General features: G+C 39.6%; 18 protein-coding genes and 1 pseudogene. 8 read left to right on the top strand and 11 right to left on the bottom strand.

Translation table 11 applies throughout. The annotated features are described in order from the left end of the window. Positions 1 to 20: 20 nt before the first annotated feature. The 3 genes from B6A32_RS00165 to B6A32_RS00155 all read right to left on the bottom strand — a co-directional run bounded on the left by B6A32_RS00165 (position 21) and on the right by B6A32_RS00155 (position 2,293). Complete coding sequence (locus tag B6A32_RS00165) at positions 21 to 491, bottom strand: DUF2271 domain-containing protein (protein WP_085300750.1); 471 nt, start codon at positions 489 to 491, stop codon at positions 21 to 23. 19 nt (positions 492 to 510) lie between these two features. After that, the gene (locus B6A32_RS00160) at positions 511 to 936 is read right to left on the bottom strand and encodes a PepSY domain-containing protein (RefSeq protein ID WP_233131278.1); all 426 of its coding nucleotides are present in this window, start codon (positions 934 to 936) and stop codon (positions 511 to 513) included. A 100-nt stretch (positions 937 to 1,036) separates the two neighbouring features. Continuing rightward, positions 1,037 to 2,293 carry a ferredoxin reductase family protein gene (locus B6A32_RS00155; protein WP_198946856.1) on the bottom strand — a complete coding sequence of 419 codons (1,257 nt, stop codon included), beginning with the start codon at positions 2,291 to 2,293 and terminating at the stop codon, positions 1,037 to 1,039. A 302-nt stretch (positions 2,294 to 2,595) separates the two neighbouring features. Here B6A32_RS00155 and B6A32_RS00150 point away from each other — a divergent pair, with 302 nt between their 5' ends. Together B6A32_RS00150 and B6A32_RS00145 are read left to right on the top strand one after the other, a co-directional pair. Next, the gene (locus B6A32_RS00150; protein WP_085300748.1) at positions 2,596 to 3,270 is read left to right on the top strand and encodes a response regulator; all 675 of its coding nucleotides are present in this window, start codon (positions 2,596 to 2,598) and stop codon (positions 3,268 to 3,270) included. Beyond that, positions 3,267 to 4,619: a sensor histidine kinase gene (locus B6A32_RS00145; RefSeq protein ID WP_085300747.1), complete on the top strand. Its 1,353-nt coding sequence runs from the start codon at positions 3,267 to 3,269 to the stop codon at positions 4,617 to 4,619. The genes B6A32_RS00150 and B6A32_RS00145 overlap by 4 nt, the downstream gene beginning before the upstream one ends. Positions 4,620 to 5,030: 411 nt before the next feature. Here B6A32_RS00145 and B6A32_RS00140 read toward each other — a convergent pair whose 3' ends face one another. Then, positions 5,031 to 5,483, bottom strand: a complete 453-nt coding sequence (locus B6A32_RS00140) for a hypothetical protein (protein WP_085300746.1) — start codon at positions 5,481 to 5,483, stop codon at positions 5,031 to 5,033. A gap of 243 nt (positions 5,484 to 5,726) precedes the next feature. On the opposite strand from B6A32_RS00140, the gene B6A32_RS00135 reads away from it, so the two are divergent. Continuing rightward, positions 5,727 to 6,257, top strand: coding sequence for an RNA polymerase sigma factor (locus tag B6A32_RS00135; RefSeq protein WP_085300745.1), 531 nt, complete (start codon positions 5,727 to 5,729; stop codon positions 6,255 to 6,257). Then, entirely contained in the window at positions 6,254 to 6,808 is a 555-nt protein-coding gene (locus B6A32_RS00130; protein WP_085300744.1) for a hypothetical protein, read from the top strand. Before B6A32_RS00135 ends, B6A32_RS00130 begins: the two co-directional genes overlap by 4 nt. Before the next feature lie 475 nt (positions 6,809 to 7,283). On the opposite strand, the gene B6A32_RS19235 is transcribed toward B6A32_RS00130, so the two are convergent. The 4 genes from B6A32_RS19235 to B6A32_RS00105 form a co-directional block, all read right to left on the bottom strand. Next, a complete protein-coding gene (locus B6A32_RS19235) occupies positions 7,284 to 7,439 on the bottom strand; it encodes a hypothetical protein (RefSeq protein WP_158088431.1) in 156 nt (51 codons plus the stop codon). Between the two features lie 200 nt (positions 7,440 to 7,639). Then, on the bottom strand, positions 7,640 to 8,512 hold the full coding sequence (locus B6A32_RS00120) for a hypothetical protein (RefSeq protein WP_085300742.1): 873 nt from the start codon (positions 8,510 to 8,512) through the stop codon (positions 7,640 to 7,642). Further along, the gene (locus tag B6A32_RS00115) at positions 8,509 to 8,802 is read right to left on the bottom strand and encodes a hypothetical protein (protein ID WP_085300741.1); all 294 of its coding nucleotides are present in this window, start codon (positions 8,800 to 8,802) and stop codon (positions 8,509 to 8,511) included. The genes B6A32_RS00120 and B6A32_RS00115 overlap by 4 nt, the downstream gene beginning before the upstream one ends. 296 nt (positions 8,803 to 9,098) lie before the next feature. Further along, on the bottom strand, positions 9,099 to 10,532 hold the full coding sequence (locus tag B6A32_RS00105; protein ID WP_085300739.1) for a DEAD/DEAH box helicase: 1,434 nt from the start codon (positions 10,530 to 10,532) through the stop codon (positions 9,099 to 9,101). Positions 10,533 to 10,765: 233 nt separating this feature from the next. Here B6A32_RS00105 and B6A32_RS00100 point away from each other — a divergent pair. Further along, a pseudogene (locus tag B6A32_RS00100) lies at positions 10,766 to 13,749 on the top strand (Tn3-like element ISKox2 family transposase). Positions 13,750 to 14,275: 526 nt separating this feature from the next. Here the strand turns inward: B6A32_RS00100 and B6A32_RS00090 are convergent. From B6A32_RS00090 to B6A32_RS00080, 3 genes are all read right to left on the bottom strand, one after another. Continuing rightward, on the bottom strand, positions 14,276 to 15,319 hold the full coding sequence (locus tag B6A32_RS00090; RefSeq protein WP_085300737.1) for an AraC family transcriptional regulator: 1,044 nt from the start codon (positions 15,317 to 15,319) through the stop codon (positions 14,276 to 14,278). A 168-nt stretch (positions 15,320 to 15,487) separates the two neighbouring features. Next, entirely contained in the window at positions 15,488 to 16,492 is a 1,005-nt protein-coding gene (locus tag B6A32_RS00085; RefSeq protein ID WP_085300736.1) for an HAD family hydrolase, read from the bottom strand. A gap of 172 nt (positions 16,493 to 16,664) precedes the next feature. Further along, the gene (locus B6A32_RS00080) at positions 16,665 to 19,010 is read right to left on the bottom strand and encodes a TonB-dependent receptor (protein ID WP_158088430.1); all 2,346 of its coding nucleotides are present in this window, start codon (positions 19,008 to 19,010) and stop codon (positions 16,665 to 16,667) included. A gap of 610 nt (positions 19,011 to 19,620) precedes the next feature. Here B6A32_RS00080 and B6A32_RS00075 point away from each other — a divergent pair. The 3 genes from B6A32_RS00075 (at position 19,621) to B6A32_RS00065 (ending at position 22,887) form a co-directional block, all read left to right on the top strand. Further along, complete coding sequence (locus B6A32_RS00075; protein ID WP_085300734.1) at positions 19,621 to 20,859, top strand: thiolase family protein; 1,239 nt, start codon at positions 19,621 to 19,623, stop codon at positions 20,857 to 20,859. Positions 20,860 to 20,898: 39 nt separating this feature from the next. Next, positions 20,899 to 22,044: an acyl-CoA dehydrogenase family protein gene (locus B6A32_RS00070; protein WP_085300733.1), complete on the top strand. Its 1,146-nt coding sequence runs from the start codon at positions 20,899 to 20,901 to the stop codon at positions 22,042 to 22,044. Positions 22,045 to 22,110: 66 nt separating this feature from the next. Continuing rightward, positions 22,111 to 22,887 (top strand): SDR family NAD(P)-dependent oxidoreductase, encoded by a 777-nt coding sequence (locus B6A32_RS00065; RefSeq protein ID WP_085300732.1) that lies wholly within the window; start codon positions 22,111 to 22,113, stop codon positions 22,885 to 22,887. Positions 22,888 to 22,891: the final 4 nt, after the last annotated feature.

Genomic DNA, 22,891 nt, shown 5'->3' with positions numbered 1-22,891 from the left:
CTAACTCCTAAGTAACCCGTTTATAGTACGTAAGTGAAGGCTTTTATGTAGCCTCGTCCAGCGGAAGGTTTACCGGCACCTGCGGTGGTTAATGGCACAACAACATCATTGCGATTGTCACGTTGGTCTTCAACAGAGGTATCTATTTTGAGCTGAAAACCTGAGTCAATATAACTATCAGCCAGATCAAGTGTTACCGTTAATGTCTTGCCGCGGGTAACGCTAGCGCCAGTCAGCCCATCGTATTCACTGGTGCGCATTCGACTTCCACGCGCCCAACCAGTCAAATGTTTATAATATTTTGACTTCTGTCCCGCAATCCACAGTGTTTCCTGATATTGACCTTTTGCATTGGTTAAATAAATAGCCAGATAAGCGCCGTCACCACTGTAGTTTTGTAGCTCGGTGGTAAGGGTTATTTTGCGTGCTGAAGTCTGGTTGCTCATTACAAAGAAGCAAAAAAAGCACAGTGTCATGGTTAAATATTTCATTGTCTTTTCTCCTTTTTACTCAATCGATGGTGACTTTAGGTTTGTTTTTTTGTTTATTTTGTGAAGGATTACTTTCTGATTGCATTGACGTCATCGGTGTACCTAAATCTAAGTAATCGCTGGCATCACCTGACATATCAAACTTAATTTTAAGCTCTCTAATTTTCAATGACGCGGGTGAAAATGTCGCTTTGATTCGGTTTCCCTTTCGATCGACCCCTTTAACTTCGTAACAACCATCATCCACTTTGATACGATTAACCTTCCAACCCTGATCTTCCATTATCTGTCTCAGTTGCTCTCGAGGTTGCCACTCTGATACCGGATCAGTGCAATCATCATCATCGGCCAATGCTGCGCCACTGATAAAGAAAGAGCTTATTAAAAGCATAGCGAGTTTATTTTTCGTGATTTTTGCTTCTGTTTTATTTATTGCATTTTTCATGGTGAGTCTCCTGTTGATTTACGATTATTATAAACGGCGTTCCTGACATTAAGCTGAAAGCAATACCGTTATCGTTTTAAGTTAGGTTTTAGTTTTCGCTTTATCTCAGTTCAAATGCTTCCCTATGAAAAAGTAATGAACCCTGTAATTTTTCTCGTAATTCATTTTCTAATATTCTGGCCCAGCCTGTAGGCCCACAAAACCATACCTCCATCATTGCTTTTTTTGAATAGTGAGTTAGCAGTTGGTCTGTTGTCAGTTTTTTACCTTCACTGCTGTCATGTATGTGCAGTTGAATAAGGGGTAAGTCGATACAAGCCTCTTGTAAACGCTTAACAAAAGGATCTGTTGCGCTATCACTACTGGAGTAATGCAGTTGAGCTAATGGTGATTGTTCTGACTTATTTTTCAGCTCTTCAAGCCTTGCTAAAAAGGGTGTTACACCAATACCGCCAGCGATCCATATTTGTTCAGTAGTGGCGTTTTTAGGTTTGAAATTAAATCGACCATAAGGACCTTCTACTGTGACTGATTGACCAATTTTCAGTTTATGATCTAAACGTTTGGTATAATCGCCTAGCGCCTTAATCTGAAAAGTAACTTGGCCGTCTCCGCGATCCGAACTCGCTATGGTAAAAGGATGAGCACCTTCAGTTTGATTAAACGTAACGAAAGCAAACTGTCCTGCACTATGCCCTTGCCACTTATTCTCTAGCTGACACTCAACTTCAATAATACCCGCTGACGTCGTTGAAATGGCATGGATGGCTCCCTGCGCTTTTCGTGACTGTCCTATTGTTCCCCTTAGTGAGACGATGCTGGCTACGCTTCCCCCTGTTAGCAACAACACCATTAACAAACCTACGGGTTGCTGCCACCAGACCAGTGGAGCTAACAATACAGAGTGAAAAACTAGTAATAAATAAAGTATCGGCATTACACGGTGCACATAGCGCCATAGGTTGTAAGGGAAGCGTTTCCAAAGCGTTAGCACAAGCATGGCAAAAACAAGATATACAGCCCACTCGCCAACGTCTTCAGCAGCGTCTCTCATCATCTCAATAAACCCTGAAAAATCTAGTTCAGGAGCACGCCCGCTTCGTCCAAAGAGAGACTTAATTACGTCATCGCCCATTTCTATCAGCCAATGCAGGGCTGCAAATACTACCGCTAAAATCCCCATCCATTTATGAAGGCGATATATTTTATCAAGACCATTGAATGGTGTTTCTAACCAAGCAGGGCGCGTAGCCAACATCATGGTCACAGACATTAAAGCAATGGCCATAAAACCACTAAGATACAGGCTATTATCATAAATTTCCCACGGTAACGAAGACATTGCTGCGGTATTCATCGTAAAGCTCCACCCCCAGATAATGAAAATGCAAACAGTTATTAGCGTGAGAGTTATACTTAGTTTATGTTGTTTCATCTTAACCTCATTGATATTCCCGCTGAATCATGCATCTTCAAATGGAACGAGTATTTATTGAATACTCACTGTACTCTTCGATCCTGACAATAAGCTTAAAACGAGAAATGAGGTTTAATTTATGAGGGGTAATGCATAAGGTGATTGATATTAAATTATATTTTCAGCTTATTGTCAGGAACCTGGGTTATTATCAACGTACTGATAAGGTCTTGAGGTAAAAAATGCGTATATTATTGGTAGAAGATACCGAAGGGTTAGGTGAAGTGATACAGGATCAAATTGCTGATGAAGGTCATGCAGTTGATTGGGTAAAATGTATTTCCAATGCCGAAGCCAGCCTCAGTACAACCCATTATGATTTGCTGCTTCTTGATTTAATGCTGCCCGATGGCAGTGGCATCGATTTATTAAAGAAAATTCGTAAAGCAGGCGAAGCAACACCTGTGATTATATTAACGGCAAGAGATCAAATTTCTGACCGTATAAATGGATTAAATGCTGGCGCGGATGACTACCTTGTAAAGCCCTTTGATCTATCTGAACTATCCGCTCGCATAGCCGCCGTTTCCAGACGTTATGCCGGCAATCCAAATCCAAAAGTTTACATAGGAACATTGGAGATTGATCTGACTAAACATATCATTTCTCGCGATGGTGTTGTGGTCAATTTAACTGCTCGGGAATGGGCATTGCTTGAAGCGTTTATCCAAAGACCAGGCACCTTGCTCTCGAAATCACAATTAGAGGATCACTTGTATGCTTTTGGCTCAGAAATAGAAAGTAATACCATTGAAGTTTATATCAGTCGTTTGCGTAAAAAACTGGGTAAAGATCAGTTAGAAACAGTCCGCGGTATGGGCTATCGCATGGGATTATCAGGACCGGGCAGCACATGACTTTAACACAAACAAAGAAACCACAAAGCCTTCAAAAAACGCTAGGCATTGGCTTAACTCTTGCTGTGACTTTACTGTGGATATTTGCACTGTCAGGTGCTGTGTATGTGTCGAAAAACAAACTTAATGAACTATTCGATAGCTCACTGGCAGAAACGGCTCAACGTATTATGCCACTTGCCGTTGTTGAAATAATTAACAGAGAAGATCCAGGACAAGCGCAACAAATAATGTCATTTAAAGCGCATGATGAGCACCTTGTTTATCTTGTTCGTAATAACCTAGGCCAGATTTTATTACAGTCTCATAATGCTGATCCTGCCATCTTTAATCAAACGCTGCTTATAGGGTTTAATTCGTCAACGACACATCGATTTTATGGCATATCAGCAGTACAAAATACATTGCACATAGAGATTGCAGAGCCTCTTACGCAAAGGCGAGCAGCAATCACTGAAATGGCTATCTCGCTATTGTGGCCATTAATATTACTTATCCCGCTTTGTTTTATTGGTAGCTGGGTATTTGTTCGGTATAGTTTGCGTCATATTTTGGCTTACAGAAATGAAATTGAATCCCGCGGCGGTGGTGACCTTACCACAGTCAAAGTGGAGGGCCTGCCAACTGAAATTATTCCTATCGCCGAATCGGTTAATAGTTTATTGGATCGCTTGCAACGCGCACTTGAATCAGAAAGGTCATTCACGGCGAACAGTGCCCATGAATTACGAACACCTATTGCAACAGCTTTAGCTCAAATACAGCGTTTACAGCAAAAGGTTTCTGCGGGTTCTATTCAAGATGACATGGGCAAAATTGAAACTACTTTACGAGGTTTATCGAGCTTATCAGAAAAACTTATGCAACTCGCTAAAGCTGAAGGTGGAGGGCTTTTGTCTGCTGAACCACACAACCTTATTAGCCTATTGCAACTAATTGTCGATGATTCACAACGGTCACACCCTGCAAAAATAATTACGCTTACACTGCCAAATAACCGAGAATATATGTCTGCCATAGACCCAGACGCTTTTGCTATTTTGATTCGAAACTTATTAGATAATGCCATCAAACATGGAGTTTACGCTCAACCGGTTGAGATCAGCTTTTCTTCCAAAGGTATATTGAATATTGTCAATGCCGCGAGTGTTATACCAACCGAGACACTCTTGCAATTACGGCGACGTTTTGTTCGGTCAAATATTTCTGTTCAAGGCATGGGACTTGGATTAGCAATTGCCGATGCAATAGTGTCAGGCGTAGGTGCTACTATGACGTTTAACTCCCCAGCGACTGGACAAAAGGATGGATTTGAAGTGAGCGTAGATTTTTCGACAATTAAAGATTGAACCTGGATTATACTCCATGCAGCCATAGAAGGATGAAGTAAATGTCCGCTGTATGATCACAACAGCCCTCGTTGCATCTAATTATTTATGCTATCAAGAACAAATTAATTATTAAAATAGAGTTTTATTAATGCACACTTTCGTATCGAGTGACCATATATGGAAACCCTACTTATGACCGCTTTAGCCTGTAGATTCAGTTTTTCCTAATTAGGGTCCCTTACTGTCCCAAAACGTTAGCAATTGACGTCAATTTAACTGTGAAGTTTATTTATCAAATGTACGATAAGCAGACATTAGAACACTCTTTCTCACAGGCAGTTAGTTAGTAGTGCACTACTAACTAACTGCCGATAACATTAATAAAATACTCTCTGACTCAATTAAACCTAAAGTAGCCACCGTTCCAGTTTATTTGAAATGTTTTTTATAGCCTTCAAGATAGCCTTTTAGCTTAATTGCAGATCTTCTTGCCATATCCAAATTTTTTGCTTTGGCAAGATCCTGCACGGTTGGAATATAGTCAGTCAAAAATAAATGCAGCTGGTTATGCGCTTCGCCGTCCATTGTACACCCAGCAATCAGCTCGTTAAGTTGTTTTTCTAGCTTGATACCTAAAAAGTTTAAGCTAGCTAGAGTTGAATGGTCAGAATTAAAAAACGTATCATTCATTTTTACTGACATTATTCTCGTATGTTTATCCATTTCCCATCGTTTTCCATGGTTTAGGCTAAGCCCATCAATTGCTTTTTCCTCGCTATTTGCGCTGTGTTGGTGGTTATGCTCTTGCTGAGCTGCATATAGCTGCTGAGAGCCACCAAAGATGAAAGATGAGGCTAGAATGAATAAAGATAATTTTTTCATGATTTGTATTCCTGATCGTTATTTGTTCGGTTAATTGAAATAGATTAATTTAAACAAAGCAAATTTTTGCTGCGTTTGAGTATAACAACGTGGCAGCGAACTATTTTGTGACAAATGCTATAATCTTTTTTTCTTATGGGAAATGTCCAGGTATCTTGGATATTTAATCTTAACCAATCAATATTGAATTTTTATGTCACAAAAAACCTTGTTAAACCGTATTAGTAGTAAGAGGTTAACTGAATGACAGATGAGGAACTGATGCAAGCATACATCCAAGGTGACATGGAGGCTTTTCGAATGCTTTATCAACGGCATAAGGGTAGAGTTATGAGTTACCTTATCGCACGACTAAAATCACAGGATGAAGCTGAAGACGTTTTTCAGGAGGTTTTCAGTAAGCTGCATACTTATCGATTAAAATACAAAGTCAGTATCCCTTTTATTGCATGGCTTTTTACCATTGCAAAAAACACTTTAATTGACCACGTTAGAAAACAGACAACGCAGAACAAGTATTTCCAGTTAGATCATGAAAAAGCAGCTAATGCGCCTGACGCGAAAGTTAACAGTCTATCTATTGCAGAAGCTTTCTCAGAGTTATCAACCCTTAATGAAAAACAGCGCCAAGCACTGGAACTTAGATTTAATGACGACCTCTCTTTTTCCGATATTGCAGCACGTATGGATACTTCCCCATCCAATATAAGGCAAGTAATAAGTCGTGCGACAAGGCTGTTACGTGGATTGATGTCAGATAAGGAGATAAAATGATGAATTCCAATCAACCTGAAACTGAAAATCAGTTACTAAAAGAATTTTGTAATTTTGTTGATGCTAAACAGGTAGCACCATCGGCTAGCGTTGAACCCAAAATCATGCAAATGGTCGAGCATGATCTCTACCCTTCGCAATGGCTTGTTTTTATAAAATTATTCTTTATAGAATCCTTTGCAGGTGGTGCTACATTGTTTGTCTGCCCACAATTTGGTTTTGGGTTCGGCGAACATAACACGCTTATTCACGCTCTTCATGAAGCGCTAACGCCTTTCTTATTTTACATAACTTGTGGTTTCTTTTTTGTATTTTTGGGGGCGGCATTGAGTGGGTTATTGCTCAGTTATGATGAAATTCGTTCGATTAAAAGAAGTAAATATATATACTACGTGCTCTATTCGCTTATTGCATCTTTAATATTTTTTACCTTGGGCGCTGAAATATTGCTGCTTAGTACAACGGCATGGGTATTAGGCTCAATTATGGGCAACTCATGTGGTTTTGAGCTGGTATCACGGATAAGGATTGTATTATTCGTCCCCCATTGAAGCTTAGGTAATTATTATTCTTAACTAGAAAGACCGAATTGGTGTCCGCAATAGGCTCACAAAGTTAACATCAAATGCTGGAAGGTCAATGGCAGCTTTCAGGCGACATTGATATATAACCTCTCATTGATTTTTTGATAATGAAATGAGTCTCAATACCGATTTTAGGAACGTCCGCTAAGCCGAGAATTATCAAGTTAGCTGTCGACCTGTTTAGGACAACTAACGGGTGTACAGTTGACCTCGACAAACAATCACAATTTCAAAACATTACTTCTTCTTAGCGCACCAAACGGTCCAAAAATTGTCAAAACTTGTAACTCGTTAAGTGCCCCAAACCGCCATAGAAACTTACATTTGTATTTCAAAAAAACATGTAAATCAAATGTCATATCTGGGTATTTCAGGTGGGTATTGATTTTCCAAGTTTATTTAATTTTTCATGGACGATTATCTATTTCATTATTTAGCCAATTTAATGTGAGCTAACCTCTTGCCACAAACTTTGTTTATCCGCAGGTAATTCTTCTTTAGTCATGAATACTCGTATTTTAATAGTTTCACCATCTTTTTTCGAGCATTCACAAACCATAAGACCTAAAGTATCCATTGAAGCTGTTTTCCAATTCATAAAAGTGCCATGGGACTTCTTCTTTCTCGTTAATCGTTTATCATCCGCTCTTAGTTTTATCATTTGTAAAGCCAAATCAAAACTTACATCACAGACCTTTGCAAGGCGGTCAATCCGAGTGTAATAAGCTTTATTTTTCCTAAGTGTTTTTTTCATATTCTTTAATTTTTTGTTTTATTCATTTAGTAATAGTTAACTATTCATCGCCATGAGAACTGACTAATTTTTTCTGTCAATACGTCATCTTCAATATAAAATAGTTCAGGGGAGGACTGCTGAAAGCTCAACGCATTCATTAATAACTGCCCCAATCGTAATTCAGGATGTTTATGCATTGCATTAGCAATACTTTCCAGCAAATATTGTTTAGTTTCATCTAGGGCGTTATCAACCAATACAGAATCTCTTGATGACTCATCATCAACCTCGGTATTTATAAGTATGCTTGATAACATACCACTGGCAGTTTTATCTTCATCAAAAGTGCACTTAGGTTTAAAGTTTAATCTGCCGGGCATAAAATCATCATCAGCTAATGGGTCTTCTTCAAAAAAACTGTCCCAATCTTTTTTCTCATAGGCGCAAATTAAATCTGCAAGTTGATGAAGCTCATTACCCTCAGCCGATTGATATTGCGCATCCCAAAGTTGTTCTACACGTTTCATGGCTGCTTGAAGCTCATTTGGGCTAGATATTTGATTGGCTGATAATATATCGCGAGCAGTAATTCTAATATCACTACCTTGCTTTAGCTCATTAACTTCATGTTTTGATCTTGTAATGGCCTGAAAAATATTTTGATACTCTAACTTATCTACATTGGAGCTAGAAATTTTCTCATCTAAAGGGTCAACTATTGTTAGCGAATCACTGCACATGTCGGCAAAGCAGTGCTGACACAAGTCTATTGATAGTTTCTTGCCATCACCATGAATAGTTCCATAACCGCACTTATGTTCAATCGAGATAAACTCGCTGAATTCATAACCCTTATGAACATGCGCCTCAAGACCACAACCATCACAAACTAATTCAGTTACATCTTGTTGTATAACGGTTTTATATTTTTTCATATATACTCCTTGGCAAATTGCGGTAGAGATACATAATAAACCAAGATATTTCTATCTAGCAGAAGACTTTTCTTTTCATCTTTAATTAATTCACCAGAGTTAATCTGCCTAATTACCCATTCCTTAATTTCAGGTAAATACCTTTCAATAGGCATACTAATCGTATTTCCCATACCGCCATTGCCAACAATATATAATTGGTTTGCATTGTTAACTTCAACTGCTACATGTAGCCAATCCGAACGATTAGACCGCTCTAACCGTTCCTTGAAATTCTCAACAGTAAGCATAATTACCTCAATTAAATTACTTTTTAACTTTTATTAAGCAGCCTACTTAGTTTCAAACACCTTCAGTGTTTACAGAAATAAAGCCTCGACTGATAATGCATTGAATTAAAATAATTAACCCTGTCATTTGTAACAGCTCTATTTCTGGGAGTGCAAAGATATCAGGAACAATCCAATTCCAAAGGAAATAGGCAGGAATAACGGAAATGATCAAATTAAAAATTTTAACCGGTATCGTTAATATAATTACTTCATATAGCTTCATTCAAACCTCTAATTCTTAACATACAGCATAACTACCTCAACTCACTCAGTCCTAAGGCGATAGATTCTTGCTGAAACCGCCCAAAAATATTGACTACTTTTTCATATGAACTTGTTAAAAAATGCTCATCAACAATGTCACTAGTTTCTTCAAAGGCTTTATGACCAATAACAGTATCAAATCCACCAAGTTTCAATTTTTCTTTATTGCTAATGTTTGATGCCTTGTCGAATAAAACAGTATCTGAAGTCTCACAATCTACACCCTCTTTAACACTAGTTTTCATCTTTTCAAACTTAACAACATCAGCCTCAAAAGGTACGTCTTGCTTAACTCGATAAGCATATTCCAACAACTTAGGCTCAGCAGGCATGTACATAATAGCCTCTTGATTCTTTGAAGCTGTCATTCTAAGTATTCGCCCTAAAACCTGCCTAAAATGCATTTCCGTTTTTATATTGGTGAGATGGCAACAAACCTGTAAACGAGGGATATTAGTTCCCTCACTTATCATCCCTACGGAAATGATCCATTTAGTTTGTGCATGTCTAAACTGTTGAATAATACTTGTTGGCTCACTTGCTCTGTAAGTAACAACAGCGGCATCCTCGTTAAAGCAGGCTTTCATTAACGTTGAGATCTGTCTTGCATGCTCGACAGAAGATGCAACAATTAACCCCGCGGCGTCAGCGTTTTTATCTCTAATTGAATTAAGCTTTTTCTGTGCAGAAGAAATTACGTATTTAATGACCTTTTCATTTTCAATAATTTCCTGATACGGAATGATTGATTGCGATAATAAACATTTAAAGCTAGTAAATGTTTTCGTTTCATCATCTTCAACAACAGAAATATAATTGTTATCTACAGCAATTATTTGAGGTACACGGCAAACATCGTCTGTAATAGACTCGGCAAGACCATAAACATAATCACATACTATTTTGTTGCTAGGATGCATATAATTTGAAAGAACAATTGGAGCAGCATCTGAGCGCCAAGGCGTTCCCGTTAAAGCTAATGTAAATTTCGCCTTATCTTGAATGTTCAGTATTATTTGTTCACCCCATGCATTAGCATTGTCAATATTCGACCCTGCACAATGGTGGATCTCATCGAATATTACGAACACTCGAAACCGTTCAAATAATTGCCAAAAATTATCATCGAGATACTGCAAACTTTGATAGGTCACAGAATGTCCTTTAGCCCCCAGTAATCCATCGAATCGTTCATTAATTCTTAACTGCAAACTTTGGCTAAAATCTTGAGAAACAATCGAAGAGGGTGAAAAACAAATGATTAAATCGATCAAATTATTTTTTAATAATTGATCTGCCAATTCAGATGCCATTAAGGTTTTACCTGCACCTGGTGTTGCTAAAGCTAAAAAATGGTTATTACCACTTGAGTATTGTTTTAAGGCTTTATTTATACAACTAGCTTGCCATTTTCTTAATTTCATATTTACTCTGTTGGTTTACCTTGATTAAGCAAGCCTTCAATGGCTCTGATCTTCCCTAAGATTTTCGTTGTATTGTCTCTAGCTTTATTGTATTGGGGGTTCTAGGGATTTTCCCCTCTAAAGTAACATAAATCGCCATACTCACCATATTTAAAGGCATACAAAGGTGGGTTACTTCTCCAAAGTATGGCAAATTATGAGGTTAACAACCCCTTAAACTTAATTTAATTCCTATGGCTATAAAAAACGAACTATCAATTCTTACCAAAGCTGAGCAGCTTGATCTATATTCTCCGCCGCTATTATCACTTGAACAACAACGATTGTATTTTACGCCAAACGAGATCGAGTTAACAGAGTTGAAAAGTATTCGCCTAAGGAACCACCGATGCTATTTCATTGCGTTATTAGGGTATTTTAAGTCTAAGCCTGTGATTCTTTCACCTAGCTTTAACCTCATCTTTGACGATATGCAGTTTATTTCAACGCAAGTTCAAGGAGGCAAAGGGATCAGGCCTTTCAGCATTAATAAGATGCAGCGTGACCGTATATATCAAAGAATACTGAGGTTATTAAACTATCAGAAATGGGACGAAAGTCTGCACTTTGCGCCGCTGTACGAACATCTTGTTATGGTCGGCAAAGCTTGGCTTGAGCCTCGTTATCTATTCGATGCAGCCGCTGAATATCTAGCAACGCATAGAATTGCCATCCCTAAATATACTGTCTTACAAAAGCTTATCAGTCGTGTTATCCAACAGGTCAAGAAGGCGTTAAATAATAAGCTTCGTATTCATGTTTCATCTGAACTACACGGATTTCTAAATACTATTATCGATGACAAAGATGGGCTCTCCTTAAGCCAGCTTCGAGCCGGTGCAAAAAGCGTTATGGTGACAGAGCTAAAAAAAGAACTGACGGTGTATCATCAGTTACAGCCTTATACAAGACAGATTGATAATGCTGTTAAGGGCTTAGCCTTATCGTCTAAAAACCAACAACACTTCGGTGAAATGGTGGATTATTATGGCAGTAAACTAAAACGCTTTAAGCGTCCACAGCAACACCTATGGTTGCTGTGTTTTCTGACTCAACGCATACGGCAAAGCCTAGAGCGATTGGCTGATGGGTTTATTCATCATATCCGTAAACAACAAGAAGCTGCGCATGCGTTTGCCCAACAGGCAGTGTTTGACTCATGGAGGTCAGCTGCAGACAATGTCACCAAAGCCGCAGAATTACTGCATCTGTTTGTTGATGACAGTATCGACGATAATCAACCATTTGCAACGGTTAGGCAACAAGCATTAAGTGTAATGAATAACCAAGATATAGAAACGCTATGCCTGTACTTAAAAAAGCAAAAACGCACGGTAGAAGAATATCAATGGCAATATTATGATGATCAAAACGGGTTAATTGAGCAGTTATTAAGGCCCGTGTTTCTATGTCTTGAATGCCAAGCAGGTAAAGGCTCAGAAGCATTAGTGACCCAGCTCAAAACCACAAAAACAGAACTATTAGCAGGTAATACATTGCAAACAATGGATAGTACACTTATCCAACAAAAACATCGTCCATGGTTAATTAACAAGGATGTTGTTCATCCACAGCGATACGAATGGTTGCTTTACCGTCAACTGGCTTCTCGGCTTAATGGTCGAATTTACTTATAAAAGTCACTAAATATCGTGCGCTAGAAGACGACTTAATTGCATCGTCAATACAGCCTGATCTATTGGCATCATCAACATTGGAAAAGCTAAAGCAGCCGATTCAGAAGCTACTGCAAGTAAAACAAATACGCTTAACAACATCCCTAGAAGATGTTGCTCGTCACATTGATAATGGTGATAACCGCAATGTGATCATGAAGAGCCGAAGTGGCACACGATGGCGACTGCCAGTTAAAGGCTCCCAATCACTTGTCAACAACCCTTTCTTTAAACAAATGATCCCCGTCAGTATTGCTGATGTGTTGCGTTATGTTGAACAAGAAACCAACTTTATGCAATGCTTCGCACACGTGCTGCCAATACAAAAACAAGTAGGCGCCAATCAGGATGATTTATTGGCTATTCTAATTGCGAATGCGACACATCGCGGCGTATATGGGATGGCACAAATATCTGATCGCAGTTATGAGCATCTAAGCACTATACAAGCTAATTATATTAGGCCTGAAACCTTGCAAGAGGCTAGTGATATCATCAATAACGCAGTAGCGGCACTCCCTATTTTCCGCCACTATCACATCCAAGAAGACGTCCTGCACGCCAGTACCGATGGGCAAAAATTTGAAACTCACCTTGAGACTTTTAAAACTCGCTACTCCTCGAAATACTTCGGCACCAACAAAGGTATTACGGCCATGACGTTAGTTGCCAATCATAGTGCGTTAAATGCCCGTATCATAGGATCTAATGAGCATGAGTCCCATTATATTTACGACTTACTACAATCTAATACTAGTGATCTTAAGCCAGATGTCCTCTCAACCGACACCCATGGTGTTAATCATGTTAATTATGCCTTATTGGATTTATGCGGTTATAGTTTTGCGCCTAGGTATGCTCAGTTCACCAGTGTGATCAATGACCTATTTAACGTAACTGAAAGCGACGACGGAAACACGCATCTGGCGCTGAAAAAGCCGATAAAAATGAATGTGATTGAAGAAGGCTGGCAGGATATTCAGCGTATTGTGTTATCCCTTCAAGAAAAACGCACAACACAGGCATTGCTAGTACGCAAATTATCTGGTTATCCATCTAGACACCCTATATTACAAGCATTAACGGAATATAATAGGCTCATCAAAGCCCAATATTTACTTGATTATATTGATGATGCAAGTCTGCGCCAATATGTTCAACGAGCACTGAACCGAGGCGAAGCCTGGCATTTCCTCAGGCGAGCTATTGCATCGGTCAATCGTGACCAGTTCCGTGGAAAAAACGAATCAGAAATAGTCGTCTGGAACGAGTGTGCCCGTTTGACGGCAAATGCTATTATCTACTTTAACTCGATGATCCTAAGTCATCTATTACTGCACTTTGAAGAAGTTGGTGACGAGGAAAAAGCAGCAATAACTCGACAAGTATCACCCGTTGCATGGCAGAACATTAATCTGAGCGGCACTTATCAGTTCGCTAGTAACCGCAAACTACCTGATTTACAGGAAATAACTAGGCCTATTGTTGAAAATGAAGTCTAAAATGAAAGGTAACCCAGCTCCACAAGCCATTAACTGCGAGGGTTGTGGCGATTTATGTTACTTTAGAGGGGAAAATCCCTAGAACCCCAAGTAGAAAGAAATACCCTAGTCAGCGCTTAAACAGCCCAGAAGTTAATTATAAATCCTCAATATAAATACATTTTAGTTCAAGATAATCATCAACTCCATATTGAGAACCTTCTCTGCTGAGGCCTGACTCTTTAACGCCACCTAAAGGTATGACTTCACTGATGATAGCGACCTCATAAGCCGAGCAGTCAAGAACTAAGCCAGAAATCCTATCTCGGTTTGTGCCCCGATATAACTTCAATTGTCTACATAATAGTCAATACTACAACTGTAGACATGCACTCATTTTGTACGAATATCGCCCCCAAAACGAGATATACAAATTAAAACTGTTTTTCTTTAGTCAACTGTTGATTTACGAATACAACCTAATGTTGCACACATGAAGGTGGCAACTTTTGTAACTATCAGTATTTTCTAATCCCAATACTGGGAGTTACTTACTATTTTCCTGACGGTAACACTGTGGATTTTTACCTGACCATTTATTAAAACTATGAATAAAAGATGACGCATCACACAAATTTAGTTTATAGGCGATTTCTTCAACCATTAAATCTGTTGTCGTTAAATAATGAGCGGCTAACTTATAACGATAATCATCTTTAAGCTGTTGAAAACACGTACCTTCCAAAATCAGTTTTCTATGTAGTGTACGTATTGAAAGGTTAAGTTTTTTCGCTACTTCCTCTTTACTTGGCAACTCATTCATTGACATTGACATAAACAGATATTGCACTTTTCCTGCATAAGTGACGCTGTCAGCTAAATGGAGTTTGATAAGTTGCAATGGATTTTGAAAATATTGTGCAACCTGATCATATTTAGCTTTTATCGATGCGTGTAGATGAAGTTCATCAAATTCAAAGCCTATAAAATCAGAATTAAAGACTAACTTGTTGTTATAAAGCAGTTTGTATTCCTCGCCATAGGAAGGTTTGGCATGGGGGACAAACATTTTGTAAATATGGATACGTTTATTGATTAACATACAGATCAGTCGATAAAACACCATAAGATAAACTTCTGCGATAATCACTTGCTTTATCGCGGGGTTAAAGTCGATATAAATACAGAGCTGTACCTTGTTCGCTTTTCGTTTTAAACGAATTTTTAATGGTCCAAGTGTTAAATCATAGAACTCTTCAATAGTACAGAGTGCGCTCAGCAAATTTTTCGCCTGACAACCCAACTTGCAGGCAAATAATGTTGTGCCCTTAGCCAAAGGGGTTAATGCAGTATGCAGTAATTCGTCATTAGTGGATTCATACAAAAAAGAAAAGGCATCCTCAAGGTACTTCAAGGCCACCCTTGAGCTCTGCTCTCGTTTTTTATTAGGCAAACCAATATGACTATGCAATGTTTGCACGGATATGTCGTGATAAGCCGCTATTTTTTCAAACTCCACCAGAGTTTGAAAAGGCATAGTAATTTCTTTTTGCATAAACAAATCAGAATTATTGGTTAATTTAATATTCATTGTGGCACATTTATTTGTAGTTATGTTGATAAAATAACAGGAGCAATCTAGGTTTTAAAAATAACGATTGTTCAAGAATCTACTTGTCTCATTAGAAGTACGGTGGTCTGCTTTAGTCCATTCGCTGGTACTGATTGTTAGCAAAGTTCTTTCCACTACACCGAACTTCTATTTAAGCTCATGCGGATAGATGATCTTCCAATCTTTCTTCATATCGGCAATTGTCCAACCTTTCGCTTGTGCTTCGTCTAATCCTTTATCTAGATGGCCGACACTTGACATGCGATCGTATGCCCATTCGCGTTCGTTATCGGTATGGTGTACGTAGAGCGCAAATCGTCGTCCCGTTCCTGCAGTGGTCCATTGCAACATCTGAAGATCTCCGTCTGAATTACCGAATGCTGCGATGGGACGGCGGCCGATATGTAAGTTGATGCTGATGACTTTACCTTTTTTATCGGTGATAAAATTGGGCTCAGGCAGCCTCATCAGTACGGGCTTTTCGTTTATTATTTCAAACTCTGTTTTGATACTACTACCCACAACTTGCTCGGGTGGGATGCCATAGACTTCTTCTGCCCATGCACGCATAAATTCGACTCCTCCGCCAGAAACTATGAAGGTCTTAAAGTTGTTAGCTCGAAGATAGGTAAGCAATTCAAGCATTGGTTGATAAATCATGTCCTTGTAAAGACGCTTGGTCGTCGGATGTTTTGCGGTAGTGATCCAGCTTTTTACTAGCACTTCAAACTCTGCCTCGGTCATACCTGCATGAGTTGCTTTTAGTATCTCGAACATTGACTTTTTTCCGCCAGCAAGTGCGGCTTTTAGATCACCTTTGAGAACAGAAGCAAACGGTTCTTTGTTTTTCCACTCAGGATGCTGCGGAGCAAGCTTAATTAAACGGTCTATTGCGAAAAAAAGTTGAAAATACATCGGTTGCTCTGGCCATAGCGTACCGTCGTTGTCGAACACAGCGATGCGCTCAGCAGGTGGCACAAAACTGGGCGAGCCATTCTTCGTTACGTCTGCCACAAATTCGATGATGGATTGCTTAGTTTTACCTTCTTTCCAAGAAGAAAGAGGAAGGATGCTTTGAGCCACTGCTAGCCCACCAAGCGCCACGGTAAATGTTAGGCTGAGTACAAATAACTGCATTCGTTTAAAGGTCATAACTTTTTCCTTCTATTATTCTATTTTGTCTTTAATACACTGAACTTAATTTCTCAATCCTTTAAACTATCAAACGAAATGCTGATAATCATCTTGGGTTTTCCAGCTTCGCTGGGTAAAAAACATAAGATTAAAAAAAGCCTGCTTGTTTACACAAGCAGGCTTTTGTGAGTTAAAAACTGTAACCAAACTCAAGGTTAATCCTACGAGCCTTTTGATGCATACCATTGGCATAGGCCCCTGTGTTCAGCGGGATCTTAGTGATGTATATTTCATAATCTTTATCAAGGAGGTTAGTGACCGTTAGTGCTACATGCCAGTCACTGTCTTCTGGTGTCAGTTTTAAACGGTAATCAACTAGGGCATAACCATCTTGAAGAAAACCCTGTTCGTTACTAGAGTCTATTGTATGTTCAGACTTGTAATTCACAATTAACGTGTTAGACATTTCATAGTTACCCATAATTTCAGTCAGATGCTCTGCTGCCATAAAAACCGAAAATTTTGGTATCCAAGGTAGATTGTCTCCAGACCAGTCACACAAGCCATCTTCGTTCGCTTCACCTTTGTATACTTCAGTTAAACTACAGGCAGCGCCCTCAAACTTGTCATAGTAAAAATCTAAATACTCAGCATTGGCTGTAATGCTTAGGTCATCGGTAGCTTGCCAAATAAACTCTACATCAATACCTTTTTGTATAGCCTTACCCGCATTACCAACGTTGAATCCGATAGAACCATTGAAAATGGAGGTCTGCAAGTCATCATAAGTGCCATAGAACACGCCAACATTCAAACGCATATCATCCCAGTCAGACTTAAAGCCGATTTCGTACGCGGTAACCTGTTCATCTTCAAATTGGGTATCTTCCGGTGTCCCGGCACTTGGACCAGGCGAAGTACCCAGCGGTGATGCAGATGAAGGACCTTCATACAGAGTATCGAAACCACCAGCCTTGGCACCGTCAGCAAAATTAACATAGCCCATAAAGGTATCTGTGAAGAAGTAACTTGCGCTGGCTTGTACCATAGTGTGACTTTCTTCGCGCTTCATGTTCTCAAACTCATGCGGCGCACCTACCGATTTCAAAGCGCCCCAATAACTCAGCAAAGCTGGAGTCAAGCCCGCATAAGGGTGACCATCAGGGAAAGCAGGACGAGTATCTACCGTTCCATCGATATTAAGAAGAGTTAACCCTTGTGTAGCGGTTTTTTCGATATCGCTATACCGCACACCTAAGGTCAATGAAAGTTTGTCTGTTGCCTGATAGTCTACTTGAGCAAAAATCGCGCTTTGTTCTGTTTTTTGTTCAAGATAATTTGAACGAGTAAAGTTTGGCACACCTAGTTGAGTTAAATGAAAATCAGAATCGAAGCCGGTATTAAAATCAGCATCTTGATAATAGAATCCCGCCATCAAATTAATTTGGTCATTGACAACAATATCAATGCGCAGTTCTTGAGAAAATTGTTCATAATCTTCAGGTACACTTGTTGATATTAAATCAGAGGGCGTCATATCAACATCAAGTGTATGGAAGTAGTCATAATTACTTTGAGCTGTAATAGAGGTAATAGACGTATTCTCACTGATATTCCATACTATTTCTAACATGGTTTCTTCGTTTTCGTTTTTATTACCAGAAGGACCATTATTAAAAATAGCATCGTCATTACCCGTATTCATTTCGCCAGTGCCAATTCCAAATGGCGCCAATGGCGAGTTTTCAAATTCAGTGAAATCCGGATTAACATGACGATAAATGGCCAGTGTCTCACCAAACTTCTCAAATGTTCCTTGCTCATGACGTAAGTATAGGCTCAGATCATCCCGTGGCTGCCACACTGCGCCGATGCGAAAAGCATAATCTTTGAAGTAGGGTTCATATTGGTCTGTGTAGTTGTTGAACGCCGCACCTTTGTTCTGATCACGCCACTTACCAGCAATACGCAGAGCAAACTCATCCGTTACCGGGATATTAATACCACCCAAGATCTGAGCTTCTTCATATTCAGACTCATATTTAACCGTAAACTCACCATTTAAATCATCACCAACATCAGGTCGATTAGTAATCATACTGATTGCGCCACCAACCGAACTGTTACCATATAACGTTACCTGCGGTCCTTTTAGTACCTCAACACGTTGCATATCAAAGATACCTGAACGCTGCTGGTTCATTCGGCCACGATACACACCATCGACATAAGTACCAACAGATTGCTCAAATGACTGGTTATCGCCTGACGATACACCACGCAGTGAGAGTCGACTGTGGTTAGCCAGTTGCGGCTGTTCCAAACCAGGTACGTATTTAGATAAGTCTTCAACAGTGTGCACCCCCATAGCTTGAATGTTCTCACCGGTAACAGCATTTATGCTACTTGGCACTGTCTGGACAGATTCAATACGCTTACGTGCTGTGACTTCAATAACTTCAAGTGCAGAACCTTTTGCCTTAACATCCTTTGCTTCTTCTTGAGCTAAACTGGCAAATGAAGTCGATCCCAACACTATGCACAATACCTTGGCGATTGGTGTTTTTGGAAAATCTTTAATGTTCATAATGTATTACCTACTTTAAATTCGTTATATTGGACTAAAAAATTAGTTACAATTTATAATTATTGTCATTACAAGTTAGCAAATATTGATAAATACAATAGTGTTAATATAGGCCATCATGTGAACAATTAAGGCCCAATTTTACATGTAGGATTTTGAATGGTTTTTCACAAAGACATCAACTGATCTAAAGCTAAATAGTCTAATAGCACGAGCAGTTTCGAGTGTTCACGGTTTGTTTACTATAAGAAAAATTGGTAATTATTCCAGCTTCAAGAAATTTCTTAAATTAGCAGCAATCATCTTGTACTTCTTTTATTTATCTCAAAATAATCTACAAAATAGAACTGTGATAACCAATAAGCACTCCTAATTTAAAACAACGAGTGATTATTTAAATATGCTCAGTTCATTAGTTTATAAACTTCAGACCGTAAAATTGACACTTTATAGTTGTAATTTTAAGCCAAACTATCGAATCCATTGACACATTACCCCATGAGATTATTTAAATTGAGATGCTAGCCTTTTAGCAAGTCAAAATTAAGGGTCACTTGGAATGTCAAATATATATATAGTCGGTGTCGGAATGACACCATTTGGTCGTCATATCGAACGCAGTATGGAAAGTCTATGTGATGAAGCATTAGACGCAGCGATAAAAGATGCTGGTTGTGAAAAATCAGATATCGGTACCGCTTTTTATTCAGGAACCACTCAAGGTCATCTTCAAGGACAAACCTTTATCCCTGGTCAAGTCTATCTAAGCAAAATTGGTATACAAGGCATTCCTGTATTTAATGTTGAGAATGGCTGTACCGCTGGCTCTTCTGGTTTTCATCTCGCTGTTCAAATGTTAAAAGCGGGAAGCTGTGATGTGGCATTAGCCATTGGCGCTGAAAAAATGAACATTACTGATAAAGCAAGAATGTTTTCTGTTTTTGACGGCGCTTGGGATTTATCTGAACCCGATGCAAATTTAGCAAGGTTGTTAGCTCCTGCAAAAGATTTTGTTGTGCCAGAAGGTCATGAGTCTGACCGTCCTTATAGCGTATTTATGTCTGTATATGCCGCATTTGCTCGTGCTCATATGCATAAGTATGGTACCACTCAACGCCAAATAGCGGCTGTTTCAGCAAAAAACCACCAACATTCTACGCACAATCCTCTGTCTCAATTTCAACAAGCCTATTCGATTGAAGAAGTATTGAATGCGCCACCTATTACTTACCCACTGACATTACCCATGTGTGCGCCAATTTCTGATGGTGCAGCTGCAGTAATCGTTTGTAACGAAGATGGGCTTAAACGCATTGGCTCTGACAAAAATCGCGCCATCAAAGTGTTAGCGACAGTTACTCGAAGTGCAACTGATCGCTCTTATTCAAATCCTGAGTTACATTGCGCTCATTTATGTGCAATGGAAGCCTATGAGCAAGCAGGCGTTGGTCCTCAAGATATGGATGTCTCGGAAGTACACGATGCAACAGCTATGGGTGAAATACTGCATGCAGAAAATCTTGGACTAGTGCCTTTCGGTGAAGCAGGTCCAGCAGCTGAGCGAGGTGACTTTAGCATTGGTGGACGTATACCAATCAACACGTCTGGTGGTCTTGAATCTAAGGGACATCCGTTAGGTGCTACCGGTTTAGGTCAACTTCACGAGTTGGTCACTCAATTACGCGGTGAAGCTGGTGTCCGTCAAGTTGAAGGAGCAAGACACGCTGTTCATGAAAACAGTGGTGGTCTAGTTGGTATAGAAGAAGGTGCCGTAGCAGTCAATATACTCGCAAAATAAGTACGGAACTAAATAAAAAATAAAATTGAGGAGAAGACAGTGAGCTTTTTAATGACAGAAGAACAAAAAATGGCTACCGAAGGCCTGCGTAAATTTCTTAACAAAGAAATCAAGCCACAGCTTGAAGCACATGGTGAAGGTCATTTCAGCAAAGAACAGCTGCAAGGCTGGCACCAAAGTTTAGCCGAATTCGGTTTGGTTTGTGCGCCACACCCTGAAGAGTTTGGCGGCCTAGGCATGGATTGGGTAACACATTTATTGTTATGGGAAGAAGTTGCTGTCGTTTCCTTAGATTTGGCTATGCCAGCCCTCATTAATGTAGTCGGTGCCGATTTGTTGATTAATAACGCTCCCGAACATATTCGTGATGAATATGTTCCTGGATTATTGAGTGGCGAAAAATTTATCGCCGTTGGTATATCTGAGCCAGATGTTGGCTCCGACGTTGCAGCTGTGAAAACACGTGCGGTACGAGACGGCAATGATTGGGTACTTAATGGTGAGAAAACCTGGATTTCCAATGGTGAACACATGGATCTATTCGTTTGTACCTGTAAAACAGGTGAAGGGGAATTGACCCATATAGCGATCCCTGCAGGAACACCGGGAATGGAGGTACGTGGCATTCCTAAAATGGCGCTCAACAGCCAGTCTACTTCGCAAATTTTTCTGGCAGATGTGCGTGTGCCTATCGCTAACACCGTGGGAAGTATTGGCGATGGTTTAAAAAACACACTGGTAACTTTTGAACGCGCTCGTTGTCATATGGCAGCGTGGGGTTACTCATTGGGTCGTCGAGCATTAGAAGAGTCAATTAAATATTCACAAGAGCGTACTCAACACGGTAAACAAATAGCTGGACATCAATTAATTGCTGAAAAAATTGCCACTATGGCAACCCAAATCGATGCAGCAAGGCTATTAACATTGCGTGCCGGCGATATGATCGATAAAGGTATTCGTTGTGACGTAGAGTGTTCAATGGCCAAATGGTACGGCACGGAAATTGGTGTTAACACCACACGTCAAGCGGTGCAAATACATGGCGGTAACGGTGTTACTAAAGAGTTTGTTGTGGAACGTTTAGCTCGTGAAGCCATTATTGGCCCTATTCCTGATGGCACGACTGAAATTCAGAAGCTACTGATTGCACGTATGCTGACAGGGGTTCAAGCCTTTAGATAATTGATTAACATTAAAAAAGGCTAGAGTTTTACTCTTACTTTAACAAATATCGAAGAGAATATATAAATGAATTTACAAAATAAAGTTGTCGTGATCACAGGTGGTGCATCTGGTTTAGGCCGTGCAACGGCAGAATATATGGTGACTGAAAAAGGTGCGAAAGTAGCTTTATTAGATTTAAACGCTGAAGCCGGTGCCGAAGTTATAACATTGCTCGGTGAAAATAATGCAATATTTTGTCAAACCGATGTCACCAGCGAAAAAAGTATCGATGCAGCCGTTGCCGATATCGTGGCTAAATTTGATGCTATCCATGTAAACATTAACGCCGCAGGTGTGCCATTGCCATGTAAAATTTTGGATAAGGAAGGCAAAGCAAGCAGCCTTAAAAAATACGCCATGGTACTTAACGTAAACCTTAATGGCGTATTTAATGTCATGGCAAAATGTGCCGAGCAAATGGCGAAAAACGAACCCGATGAAAAAGGTGAGCGAGGTGTTGTTATCAACATTTCTTCTGGTGCTGCCTTTGAAGGTCAAATTGGCCAATCAGCTTATTCTAGTTCTAAAGCAGGAGTAAATGGCATGAATATACCCGCTGCTCGTGAATTAGGTAAGTATGGTATTCGCGTCAATTCTATCGCTCCAGGCCTATTTGGCACACCTATGATTAAATCACTAGACGAGAAAGTACAAGTCGCACTCACTGCTATGTGCCAAGCCCCACAACGTATGGGTGACATGGCAGAATTTGCCCACACATGTGCTTATCTTGCGGAAAATGCCTATGTAAATGGTCGTTGTTTACGTCTTGATGCTGCAACAGTCATGCAGGCACGCTAAGAGG

Source organism: Colwellia polaris, assembly GCF_002104515.1.
In the GTDB taxonomy this organism is placed as follows: Bacteria; Pseudomonadota; Gammaproteobacteria; order Enterobacterales; family Alteromonadaceae; genus Cognaticolwellia; species Cognaticolwellia polaris.
The sequence above is the reverse complement of the archived record's forward strand: the minus strand, read 5'-3'. Positions and strand labels throughout refer to the sequence as shown.